Origin of the sequence: Caballeronia udeis (assembly GCF_001544555.2) — a bacterium.
In the GTDB taxonomy this organism is placed as follows: Bacteria; Pseudomonadota; Gammaproteobacteria; order Burkholderiales; family Burkholderiaceae; genus Caballeronia; species Caballeronia udeis.
Genome location: NZ_FCOK02000035.1, coordinates 77668 through 89961, shown reverse-complemented (window position 1 = coordinate 89961; position 12294 = coordinate 77668). Strand labels below are relative to the sequence as shown.

Annotated in this window: 9 protein-coding genes and 1 pseudogene; 3 read left to right on the top strand and 7 right to left on the bottom strand. The window is 61.6% G+C overall.

Annotated elements, in window-relative coordinates; all coding sequences use genetic code 11:
• Positions 1–230 precede the first annotated feature (230 nt).
• The gene (locus tag AWB69_RS23615) at positions 231–1910 is read left to right on the top strand and encodes a GMC family oxidoreductase (RefSeq protein WP_062089242.1); all 1680 of its coding nucleotides are present in this window, start codon (positions 231–233) and stop codon (positions 1908–1910) included.
• Here the strand turns inward: AWB69_RS23615 and AWB69_RS23610 are convergent.
• The 6 genes from AWB69_RS23610 to AWB69_RS23585 all read right to left on the bottom strand — a co-directional run bounded on the left by AWB69_RS23610 (position 1898) and on the right by AWB69_RS23585 (position 8332).
• A complete protein-coding gene (locus tag AWB69_RS23610) occupies positions 1898–3325 on the bottom strand; it encodes an aldehyde dehydrogenase family protein (protein WP_062089241.1) in 1428 nt (475 codons plus the stop codon). The two genes, AWB69_RS23615 and AWB69_RS23610, sit on opposite strands and share 13 nt — an antisense overlap.
• 78 nt (positions 3326–3403) lie before the next feature.
• Positions 3404–4195, bottom strand: a complete 792-nt coding sequence (locus AWB69_RS23605; protein WP_062089251.1) for an ABC transporter permease — start codon at positions 4193–4195, stop codon at positions 3404–3406.
• 23 nt (positions 4196–4218) lie between these two features.
• Positions 4219–5085, bottom strand: coding sequence for an ABC transporter permease (locus tag AWB69_RS23600; protein ID WP_407923053.1), 867 nt, complete (start codon positions 5083–5085; stop codon positions 4219–4221).
• Positions 5086–5147: 62 nt separating this feature from the next.
• Positions 5148–6479 carry an NAD(P)/FAD-dependent oxidoreductase gene (locus AWB69_RS23595; protein WP_062089239.1) on the bottom strand — a complete coding sequence of 444 codons (1332 nt, stop codon included), beginning with the start codon at positions 6477–6479 and terminating at the stop codon, positions 5148–5150.
• Positions 6476–7186 (bottom strand): HAD-IA family hydrolase, encoded by a 711-nt coding sequence (locus tag AWB69_RS23590; protein ID WP_062089238.1) that lies wholly within the window; start codon positions 7184–7186, stop codon positions 6476–6478. The genes AWB69_RS23595 and AWB69_RS23590 overlap by 4 nt, the downstream gene beginning before the upstream one ends.
• 69 nt (positions 7187–7255) lie before the next feature.
• A complete protein-coding gene (locus tag AWB69_RS23585) occupies positions 7256–8332 on the bottom strand; it encodes an ABC transporter ATP-binding protein (protein WP_062089237.1) in 1077 nt (358 codons plus the stop codon).
• A 102-nt stretch (positions 8333–8434) separates the two neighbouring features.
• On the opposite strand from AWB69_RS23585, the gene AWB69_RS23580 reads away from it, so the two are divergent.
• Together AWB69_RS23580 and AWB69_RS23575 are read left to right on the top strand one after the other, a co-directional pair.
• Positions 8435–9406, top strand: a complete 972-nt coding sequence (locus tag AWB69_RS23580; RefSeq protein WP_062089236.1) for a LysR family transcriptional regulator — start codon at positions 8435–8437, stop codon at positions 9404–9406.
• 622 nt (positions 9407–10028) lie between these two features.
• Entirely contained in the window at positions 10029–11408 is a 1380-nt protein-coding gene (locus AWB69_RS23575; protein ID WP_062089235.1) for a sigma-54 dependent transcriptional regulator, read from the top strand.
• Between the two features lie 105 nt (positions 11409–11513).
• Here AWB69_RS23575 and mnmD read toward each other — a convergent pair.
• A pseudogene (mnmD, locus tag AWB69_RS23570) lies at positions 11514–12227 on the bottom strand (tRNA (5-methylaminomethyl-2-thiouridine)(34)-methyltransferase MnmD); the annotation flags it as partial.
• Positions 12228–12294 lie beyond the last annotated feature (67 nt).

Here is a 12294-nt window from a genome sequence, read left to right as displayed (position 1 = left end):
TTTGCTTCGTTTCTTTGTCGCTAAGGACCAAGAAATGACGTGCCGCCACGCACAGTGGCTAATAGTGATAAAGAGAATATCTCACTCTCGCAGACCGCTAAGGCCAAAAGCAGCAACCCGGCATAGACTCCGACCGCTACCCTTGGAACCTACAACCCGGCATTGACCCCAACCGCTAACCCCAAAACCTGTCACGTCCAAAACCAAACCCCTAGTGCGAACGAAAAAACGTGATTGACTACCTCATTCTCGGCGGTGGATCGGCAGGATGCGTGCTCGCCGCACGCCTGTCCGAAGACGCCGGCAAGACCGTTTGCCTGATTGAAGCCGGCCGCCCTATTTCGGCAACCAGCATGCCCGCCGCCATTCGCAGCCGCTATCCAGGCCGTGCGTATCTCGACACCGGCAACATCTGGCAGCGCCTTACCGCGAGGATGAGCGGCGGCGCGCAGCCGCGCCGCTATGAGCAGGCCCGCATCCTCGGCGGCGGCTCGGCCATCAACGCGCTGATGGCGAATCGCGGCGCTCCTGCCGACTACGACGAATGGGACACGCTCGGAGCGCAAGGCTGGAACTGGGCCACGTGCCTGCCCTACTTTCGCAAGCTCGAAACGGATGTGGACTTCAGTGGCGAATTGCACGGCGGGACCGGCCCGCTGCGCATCAAACGCACTGAGTGGCCACGTATCTCGCCGTTCGTGCGCGCCGTGCTTGCGACCCTGGACGCGCGCGGCCATCCCCGGCTCGATGATCAAAACGGCCCGTGGCAAGACGGAACCTTCGCCGGCGCGATTGCAGTCAGCGCGGCGGGTGAACGCATTCCGACCTCCATCTGTTATCTCACCGACGCCGTACGTCAGCGTCCCAACCTGACAATCAGGACCGGCGAGACTGTGGACCGCGTGCTGTTCGACGGCACTCGCGCAATCGGAGCACTACTCGGCTCAGGCGAGACCGTGCAAGCCGCCCAGGTGATCGTGTGCGCGGGCGCAATCCATAGTCCGGCGATCCTGCTGCGCAGCGGTATTGGTCCAGCAGATAGCCTCGCTGCACTGCACATTCCCCGGGTTGCGGATCGACCCGGGGTTGGCGGCAACCTGATGGAGCATCCGTCCATCGCCGTGTCGGCCTTCCTGCCCAAGTCTGCCCGTACGCGCTTCCCCGATGAACACCACGAGCAGGCTATCGTGCGCTTTTCGTCGGGGCTCCCGGGGACAGTTCAAGGCGACATGCATGGCGCGATCTTGTCGCGTTCAGGCTGGCATTCGATTGGTTATCGGTTGGGGACGATCTTTTTCTGGGTCAACAAATCGTACTCGCGTGGCCGGGTCACGCTGACATCGGCGAACCCGCTCGATGAACCTGCTGTCGAGTTCAACATGCTCTCCGATCCACGCGACCTCGACCGCCTGAAGCTCGCCGTTCGCTTCGGTGCAGAGACGTTGGCGGACCCTTCCATGGCAGCGCACCAGAGCGCGATCTTCCCGTCGAGTTATTCGCCGAGAGTCGCGAAAGTAGCGTTACCCGGAGCCGCCAACGCGATTCAGCGCGGTGTATTGAGCGGGCTGCTGGATTGGGCCGGGCCTTGGCGAAAGGACCTGATTCACCGGCTGGTGACTCAAGGTGTGTCCATCGCCGGGCTGCTCGCCGACGACCACGCCATGACGCAGTTCGTCACACGTTCGGTTAGTGGTACATGGCACCCTTCGGGGACTTGCAGGATGGGCGCCGCCGATGATCCGGCGGCCGTCACGGACGCATCGGGCGCCGTCTATGGCGTGCAGAACCTGCGCGTCTGCGATGCGTCGCTGATGCCCTCCATTCCGTGCGCGAACACTAACGTACCGACCATCATGATCGCCGAGCGGATTGCCGACATGATCCGCTCGGAAGCGCTTCAGGCCCCGTAACCGACAATGCCCTTGACCTCGAGAAACGCCTCGAGGCCCCATTCACCGTACTCGCGGCCGTTGCCCGATTGCTTGTAGCCGCCGAACGGCGCCCCTGCATCCCACGCGGGATAGTTGAGATGGACACTGCCCGCGCGCAAGCGGAACGCGACGCGCCGGGCGTGTTCGAGATCCCCGGATTGCACATACGCTGCCAGGCCGAATACGCTGTCGTTCGCCATTGCGATGGCGTCTTCCTCATCGCGATACGGCAGGATAGCGAGCACCGGGCCAAAGATTTCATCGCGAGCGATGGTCATGTCCGGAGTCACACCGGCGAATACCGTAGGGCGGACGAAGTAGCCGCGTGTCAATCCTTCAGGCCGGCCGGTTCCGCCGGTCACCACGCGCGCGCCCTCGTCCACTCCGGTTTGAATCAGTCGCTGGATGCGCTCGAACTGCAACTCGCTGACCACGGGTCCCAGCGTTGTGCCGGGTGTATCGGCGGGACCGACCACATGGGCTTCCGCTGCGCGGCGCGCGAACGTTATTGCTTCTTCATGACGGGCGGCGGGCACGAACATGCGCGTGGGCGCGTTGCACGACTGACCGCTATTGCCAAAACACGCATTGACGCCAGCAGTCACCGCGGCGTCGAGATCGGCGTCATCGAGAATCAGGTTCGCCGATTTGCCGCCCAGTTCCTGATGCACGCGCTTGACCGTCGGTGCGGCCAGCGCGGCAATCTGGATACCGGCACGCGTCGATCCGGTGAACGACACCATGTCCACGTCGGGATGACTGCACAACGCCGCACCGACTGTCGGACCACCGCCGTTCACGAGATTGAACACACCCGGAGGCACACCCGCCGCGTCGAGTATCTCGGCGAACAGAAGCGCGTTCAACGGCGACACTTCGCTAGGCTTGAGCACCATCGTGCAGCCCGCGGCAATGGCCGGTGCGACTTTGCAAACGATCTGGTTCATCGGCCAGTTCCATGGCGTGATCAACGCGACCACGCCAATAGGCTCGTGTGTAATGAGCGTCGTGCCCTTGCTTCTTTGCCAGGTGAACGTCTCGCAGGTTCGGATCAGTTCCTTCAGATGCCGCGTGCCGAGTCCGGCTTGCCAACCCTGCGCCAATGCACGCGGCGCGCCCATTTCACGCGAGATGAGCTGCGCCATCTCGTCATAACGTTCACCGTACGCTTCCAGTATCTTGCGGATCAGTGCAAGCCGTTCGTCGGGCGTGGTCAACGAAAACGACGCGAACGCGCGGCGCGCCGAGGCGACTGCGCGGTCGACATCAACAGGTGTGCCCATCGCGATCTCGGTGAAGGCTTCCCCGGTTGAGGGATCGATCACGGGCAGTCGCGCGTGGCCCGCAGGCGCGACCCACTCGCCGCCTATATAGAACTGCAGTTCATGGCTCATTGCTGGTATCCGTCAGGGATCGGTTAGGCATCGGTTAGGCATCGGTTAGGTAGCGACGAAGCATCGATTACGCAAAGTTCAGGCGCGTGCCGATGATTTTCGGCTCACCACCACGATCATCACAAGGCACAGCGTCAGGGCGGTCAGCATGGTGCTGATCGCGGCAATGGTCGGATCGATCTCGTCGCGCAGGGTGACGAACATGCGGCGCGTGAGGGTCTGGTTCGGGCCGCCGGAAACAAACAGCGCGACCACCGTTTCATCCAGCGCCTGGATGAATACAAACACCGCACCCGAGATCACGCTCGACTTGATTTGCGGCAGCGTGACCGTCATGAAGCTGCGCAAGCGGTTCATGCCGAGGCTGCGCGCGACCATCTCCTGGGTGGGATCGAAGGTCCGCAGGTCCGCGCCCACCGAGATAAGCACGTAAGGCAAGCCGAGCATGGTGTCCGCAACAATCAAACCACCAAGGGTATTCACGTATCCCATCTGCGAGTACACGAAAAACACGCCCACCGCGACAATGATGACAGGCACCATCAGCGGCAACATGAGCACGGTGCGCAGATAACGCATGCTGCGGTGCGTGCCGTTCTGGATCGCATAAGCAGCGGCCACGCCGAGCGGCGTGGCAATCAGGGCAGCACTGGTCGATGCAATCAGCGTGGTCCGCGCCGCATCGATCCAGGCCGGATTGCTGAAGAACGCGTGATACCAGCGCAAGGAGTAGCCGGGTGGCGGGAAGGTCATGAAGCGCGTGTCCGAGAACGACAACGGCACGACGATCAGGATAGGCACCATCAGGAACACGAGGATCAGCAGCACTGCGAAGCCAAGCACAATGCGGCCGAACGAAAAGGGTTTCATGTCGTTCATGTGGGTCATTCCGCTCATTTCGCACCCAGGGTTTTTTCGAGCGGAACCACGCGGCTCGCCGCATAGAAGATCGCGAACACACAGACCAGCAACACGACGCTGACCGCACTCGCCGCACCCCAGCTATTGTAGATTTCGACATTGCGGCTCACGACCATGGACACCATGACCGACTTGCCGCCACCCATCAGCTCCGGCGTAATGTAGAAGCCGAGACACAAGATGAAGACGAGCGTGACGCCTGCTACCACCCCGCTCATCGATAACGGCAGGAACACGCGCGCAAAGACATGCAGCGGCGAGCCGCCAAGACTTGCGCCGGCTTGCGAGAGGTTCTGCGGAATTTTCTGCATGGCCGAATAGAGCGGCAGCACCATGAACGGCAACAGGATATGCACCATCGCGACCACCGTGCCGAACTGGTTATAGGCGAGTTGCAACGGATGGTCGATGACCCCGCTCGCCATCAGCGCCTTGTTGACCACGCCGGTGCGCTGCAGCAAGACGAGCCAGGCGTAAGTGCGTACCAGCACGCTCGTCCAGAACGGCAGGATGACCATGCCCAGTATCAGCGCGCTGAATTTCGGCGGCACGGACGCCGCCAGGTACGCCACCGGATAACCGAGCAACAAGGTGACGGCCGTCACGATCACGCTGAGTTTGAAGGTGAGCAGGAACGTGTCGAGATACACGCCCGTGAACATGCGCCGGTAGTTCTCGAACGTGAAACCGTGATTCCAGATGGACTGCCACGAGAGCCATGCAAGCGGCACGACCAGCAGTAATACGATCACCAGTAGCGCCGGCGTCATCAGCAGCAGCATCGCGCGGTCTTCGCGGCGTTGATAAAGAATGGAAGGCTCGGCCGGCGTTGCGTGCATTGCAGTCTGTCCTTGAAAGGTCCGGGTAGCGCTTCGCATCATGCACCTTCTCATGCGCCTCATCACACACCCAAGGCATCGAGGAATTGATACCACCCGGCCACCAGGCGAACACCCGGCGCACGCAGCGAATGGAAGGGCACCGGGTTCAAGCCGGGCGCCGCAAGCAGCGAGAGCTCCGGTTTCTCCCCAAGAGCGAGCGCCGCCGCATGCTGCCCGAGCAAACTGGCCATGGCGACCCCCGCCCCGTTATACCCGAGACAAAAAGTCGTGGCGCCGTCACTGCGGCCCACATGCGGCAGCGAGTTGAACGTCATGCCGACATACCCCGACCATTGGTACTCCACGCGCACGCCTGCCAGGTCTGGAAACAGCTCGACCATCGCACGCTGCAACGCGTCGAAGCCGGTCGTCTGCCCTTCCTTGCCAAACGCGTCGCGACCGCCGAACAGCATGCGGCCATCGACCTTGCGAAACCACTTCATCATGCGCCGCGTTTCGGCATAGCTGCGACGCTCGACCATCAGGCGGTCATCGAGTCCGGCAGGCAAGCGTTCCGTCGCGATCATCGCGCTGCGGAATGGCACCAGTTCGCGTTGATACGCCGCGGTTGCGGGCGTCAGGTTCGAATACGCATTGGTCCCGACAATCACCTGCTTCGCGCGGACTGTGCCGTTCGGCGTGCGCAAGGTCACGCCGCCACTGCCGTCTGAGCGGATCATCTCAAGCACTGGCGTCGATTCATAGATATCCACGTTGCGCCGCGTCAGGCCGGCGGCGAGTCCACGCACGTATTCAAGCGGCAGGATCGTGCCTGCGTCCGAGCTCAGCACGCCGCCGACAAACGCCTTCGATCCCGTTTCATGCTCGACCTCGGCGCGCGATTGAACCGTCATCGTGGTGTCGCCGAGTTTTTGCTTCACCCACTCTGCCTCGGCACGAATGGACGTGAATGCGCGTTCGGTGTGCGCGCAGCGCAGGCTGCCGGTGTGTTCGAAACGGGCGCGGCCAAGCTTGAATTCATCGATGAACTGTTCAACCACGCGCACGCCGTCGTGGGCGAGGCGATGCATGATCTTCGCGGTTTCAAGGCCGTGCAGGCGCTCGATTGCGGGGAACGACAAACGGAATTTCGACGACACCACGCCGCCGTTACGACCGCTCGCGCCCCAGCCGACCGGATTGGCATCGAGCACCGCCGTTTGCACGCCACGCTTTTGCAATGCATACGCCGCTGACAAGCCCGAGTAGCCCGCGCCGATCACGGCCACCTCCACCGAGAGATCGCGCTCGAGCGGCGCACCCGTGCTGACGGGCGCATCCGCTTGCGGTGCAGCACCCGCCATGTCGATCCATAACGAGGGCGCGCCCGGCCGGGTCAGCGGTTGCTTCATGCTGCGCGTGCTTCGGCTTCCACGGCATCGGCAAGCGCGGCGAGCGTCGGGAAATTGAATGTGGGCGTGGTGACAGCGCCTGGCGTCGGGGTTGCACCGAAGCCCTTCATGCCCTGGCGCCGCTCGATCCAGCAGGTCGCATAACCCAGCCCGGTCGCAACACCAATGTCGTGGTACTGGCTTTGCGCCGTATGCAGGATCTCGCTGAACTTGTATCCGAACGCTGCCTGACGGCCCCGGTTATAAGCAAAGAATTGCGGGTCCGGTTTGGCGACCCCGGTTTCATCGGCACATACGGTGTCGTCGAACGGATCGTCCAGCGTGTGGGCATAGGCCGATAACGCCACGCGGTCCGCATTGGTCATGGCAACCAGCCGATAGTGCTTGCGCAGCCGCTTGAGCGCCGCCACCGAGTCTTCAAACGCAGGCCAGTCAAGCACGTCGCGCTGGAACGCGGCAGCGGTCTCGTCATCCGCGGGCAGGCCGAGTTCGTTGGCGAGCGACTGATAGACACTTGCCATCGCCTGGCTCGAGCGGCCCGGAAACGCCGCACGGCCGCGCATGTAGGGTTCGAAGATCTGGTCGTCGGTGAGATCCTTGGCCGCCGCACCACCCAGACGGCGTACCGAGGCCAGCACACCGCGTTCGAAGTCGATGAGCGTGCCGACCACGTCGAACGTCAGTACCTTGAAATCCTTCAGCTTCATGATTCGTAATCCTCTATAGTTTGATTGATATCCAGGCTTTGATGCCTGTCTTCACGGACGTATAAAAATTCAGGCCGGTACGACGATGGTGTCCTGCGGATCGAGCAGGACTGTCATCTCGGTCCCGGGCGCGGGAATGCGTTGTCGCGCGTCGTGGCTGCCGGGCTGCCTGAGGCTGAGCGGCGTGCCATCGGCGAGCGTGGCGAACACCCGCAAGCTCTCGCCCTGATACAGCACCTCGCTGACACGGCACACCAGCCGGTTCACGCCGGGCCTTTCATACCCGCCGTCAATCACCAGCTTTTCGGTCTGCACGGCCAGCAAAAGCTTGTCGCCGGCCGGCAGCGGATAGGCAGTTCGCAGGACAACGTTGCCGAGCTTTACGGCGTCATCGCCGGCACGGGTTACGTCTAGCAGCGTCGCCTCGCCAATGAAACTCGCCACGAACGCGTCGCACGGGCGGTCGTAAAGGCGTTCCGGCGTATCGATCTGGACCAGCCGGCCATTACGCAGCACGGCCACACGGTCGCTCATGGTGAGCGCCTCACGCTGGTCGTGGGTCACGTAGACAATCGTCGCTTCCAGCTTCCGGTGCAAGCGGCGCAATTCAATCTGCATGGTCTCGCGCAATTGCTTGTCGAGCGCCGAAAGCGGTTCGTCCATCAGGATCAGTTGCGGCTCGAAGACCATTGCCCGAGCCAGCGCCACGCGCTGACGCTGGCCGCCCGACAACTGGGCCACGCCGCGGCTTTCATAGCCACCCAACTCGACCATCGCGAGCGCATCCGAGACCTTGCGGGCCCAGCCGGCTTTCGGCTGACGCCGGGCACGCAACGGGAACGCAACGTTCTCGCCGACCGTCATATGCGGGAACAGCGCGTAGTTCTGGAACACGATGCCGATGTCGCGCTTGTGCGGCGGCGCGTATGTAATATCCCGCTCGCCCACCCACACCGCGCCGGAGGTCGGCTGCACGAAGCCGCCCAGAATGCCGAGCAAGGTGGTCTTGCCCGAGCCCGAAGGCCCCAGCAACGAGACAAATTCGCCGGGTGCAATATCAAGCGACACGCCGTCCAGGGCGACCACGGAGCCGTAGCGCTTCGTGGCTGACCGGATCGATACACCTGCTTTCGCCCTTGCATCCATACCCTGTTTTCTCGCCATGTAAGTCTTCGGTTGCTCAAAATATACGGTGCGATGTTTTTGGCCGCAATTCCCGAATTGTTGGATCAGGCATAACATGAGGTCATGCCTAATCTACGCAAGAAACTGCCGAGCGCGAACGCGCTGTTCGTCTTTGAAGCCGCCGCGCGCTGCGGCAACTTTACCCGCGCGGCGCAGGAGCTTTACGTGAGCCAACCCGCCGTCAGCCGGATGCTGGCGCGCATGGAAGACCATCTGGGCGTGCGTTTGTTCGAGCGCGTGCGAGGCGGTATCGAACTGACCGAGAACGGCCGGATCCTTTACCGGAAAATCTCGGAGGGCTTCAGCGGGATTGAAGGCGCGATCCGCGAGATAGAGGCGCGCGCAACGGGTGTGGAGTCTGTGACGTTATCGGTGTCCACTGCTTTCACCACACACTGGCTGATGCCGCGCATGAACCGGCTCAACCAGGCATTCCCTTCCGTCGACCTGCGCTTTCAACTGATTTCCGGGCGCATTGGCGGGCCGCTTGTCGACGTCGATCTTGGCATGCGTTTCATGACGCAGGACGAGATAGGCGCGAACAGCGTGCTTGTGATGCCTGAAGTGCTGCTGCCGGTGTGTAACCGCCGGTATCACGAACAGGCGCTGCTGGACGAGGCCGGCGCGCATGGAGACACCATCATCGTGATGGACGACGGCGAGCGTGGCTGGCATGACCGCTTCAGCGCGTTTGGCCAGCACAAGCGGCGTGCGGTCAACATGCTGAGCTTCAACGACTACGCCATCGTCGTGCAGGCCGCGTTGCTCGGGCAAGGGATTGCGCTTGGCTGGCTCAACGTCGTATCGCACTGGCTGGCGGAAGGCGCGTTGCTGCCGGCCGAGCAGGAGTTGCTCGTGACCAGCAGGCGGTGTTGTCTGGTATCGCCGGAAAACCGGCCGATGCGTCCGGTGGTCGAAGCGATCCGCGACTGGATTGTCGAGGAGACTCGTGTCGACATGCGCACCGTCGACCAGGCCTATCCGGCGCTTGGCATTCGCGATGCACTCAAAGGCGCTGGGTTGGTGCTGGGATGAAGCTGGAGACCCGATAGACCTGATATGAGCCTGAACCTCTCTGCGCCCGGGTTTTAATGTTCATACAAATAACCAGGCTAGCGCTATTTTTGGCCAGGACCAGTATTTGCGTCCGTTACGGATCACGAAGATCGCTAACCGACGCCTGATTCAAACTCGCCGGACGTGTTGCTTTCTCAAAACAATTGAACCCGGTAGATACCCGCAATGGGTGAACGTCAAATTACGTGAAATAATTAGTAACGGTACCAAAAAGCAAGCAAACCGGACACGCGCGCAGATAACATATGCTAATAAGGGCTATAAAAGCGTATTACGGCAAACAATGCTTGGCCGGTGAGGACATGAAAGCTGTTACCTGGCGCTTGGTTGATGCTCGCCCGAAGAGGGAATGCGAACTTCCAACAAGGCTTAACAAGACTTGACGGGGCTTTACGGCATGACCAAGAGACAGCCGGCCAATCTTCGATTCCTTCAAGTTTGCGCGTATTGAGTCGATATAACTAAAGCGTGTGCAGTTTTCGTGAGGGCGACAACTGCAACTTTCGCGACGTGTCCAAAATGTGCTGACCCCGCAGCGTGCTGATAGCGGTGTTCGCTATAACTAACCGGTATGATTTTCATGGCTGCTTCTCCGCTTCCCAGGCATCTGTTTTACGTAGGCGATCCTTTGACGCTCGAACTTCGCTCGCTCCTGGATACGCGTGGCTGGACAGTCAAATCTCTGGAACTGGACCGGGAGCCGGGGAATTTTTCATCAAAACCCAGTGGCGGTTTACTCGATTTCTCGGCGCGAAACGTTCTCGCCAATCTGCGGCTGGCCGAAACCTGGCTATCGGTAAAGACAGTGGGCTGGTTAGCGCTCTTGACGCCGGCGCAACTTGAAGATTCGACTATCCGGCGTCTCGTCCGGGATTTTTGCTTTGATTATGTAACGCTCCCCGCATCGGGCGAACGCATTTTGAATGCGCTTGGCCATGCTTATGGCATCGCCGCGCTGCATGACGGAGGGTCACGCGACGCGGTCGACGCCAAGAACGACAGCAACGCCGAAGGCGACATGATCGGCTCATGCGACGCCATGCTCGCGCTCTTCCGCGCGATCCGCAAGGTGGCCATGACCGACGCGCCCGTGTTTATCTCGGGTGAGTCGGGCACGGGCAAGGAGCTGACCGCGGTAGCCATTCACGCGCGCTCAGTGCGGCGCAACGAACCGTTTGTCGCAATCAATTGCGGGGCCATTCCCGCGCATCTGTTGCAGTCCGAGTTATTCGGTTATGAACGCGGCGCGTTCACCGGCGCGAACCAACGCAAGATCGGGCGTGTGGAAGCAGCGAACGGCGGCACGCTGTTCCTCGATGAAATCGGCGACCTGCCGCTCGAAAGCCAGGCGAGCCTGCTGCGCTTTCTTCAGGAGCGCAAGATCGAGCGCCTGGGCGGCCATGAGTCCACGCCCGTTGATGTGCGCATTGTCTCGGCTACGCACGTCGACATGCAGACGGCCATGGTTGAAGGCCGGTTCCGCTCTGACCTTTATCACCGGTTGTGTGTGCTGCAGATCGAGGAGCCGCCGCTGCGGGCACGCGGCAAGGACATTGAATTGCTGGCCCGGCACATGCTGGATCGATTCGAGAAAGACGCCAGCCGGCGTCTGCGCGGTTTCGCCCCTGACGCCATCGCCGCGATCCATAACTATGGCTGGCCCGGTAACGTGCGAGAGCTGATCAACCGCGTGCGGCGCGCGATCGTGATGGCCGAAGGCCGGTTGATCGGCGCGAATGATCTCGAACTCGGCGAGTTTGCGGAATGCGTGCCCATGTCGCTTGCGCAGGCGCGCGAGGTGGGAGAACGGCAGGCTATCGAAATGGCCTTGCTGAGAAATCGCGGACGCGTGGGCGACGCGGCACGCGAACTCGGCGTGTCCCGTGTCACGCTGTACCGGATCTTGTCCGCCTACAACATGCGCGATGCGGAGACACCGTCGGGTCTTGGCCTGGACTAGTTCCTGCCTGCGCCAACGGCCGTTGGAAAGGGCACGTCCTGTACGGCGCCGGTGGGGGGACTTCTCGCAGAGTGGCGGAGTACCACCCGCACCTTGGCGCTCTTAGCGCGGCACAAAGCGGCCCAAGAGCATGGCGCGTTTCCAGCCAAAGCCTGCCACCTTCCGATATTCAAACCCTGCTTGCAGCAGCGCGCGTTTCACATCGCCGGCGCTGGTGTAGGTGGAAAACGTGGTGTCGTCACCGGCCAGGGCGGCGAGCGACTTGAAGATCGTGGGCGTCCAGAGTTCAGGATTTTTAGCCGGCGCAAAACCGTCGAGATAGAACGCGTCGGCGCGCAACCGCAGTGTGGGCAATATCTCCACCGCGTCGCCGAATATAAGCGTCAGCGTGACGTGGCAATCGTCGAAATCCAACTGGTGCGTGCCGGGTTCCAGCGGCGGCCACGCGGCGGCGAGCGTGTCGGCCAGCGCAAGAACGGATTCATCGTCCACGGTCACTGCGTAGGCACGCCGCAGATCGTCCGTCGAAAACGGGTGCTTTTCGATCGACACAAAATGCAGCCGTTCGCTGCGCGCGGGATCGGCGCGCCATGCGGCCCACGTCGTCAGGAAATTGATGCCCATGCCAAAACCGGTTTCAAGCACGGTAAACGTTTGACGCCCCTGCCATCGTCCGGGCAAACCGTTGCCCTGCAAAAATACATGGTGCGACTGGGCAAGACTGCCCACGATGCTGTGATAGATATCGCCGTATTCGGGCGAATACGGCGACCCATTGGGGCGCAAAGCAAGCGTGGCGGGAATCAGCGGATCGGTCATGCGGGTCGGGTGTCAGGCAGGGACTGCGGGCAGCCATGTTTGATGGGCCACGGACGCGTCGTGGTCG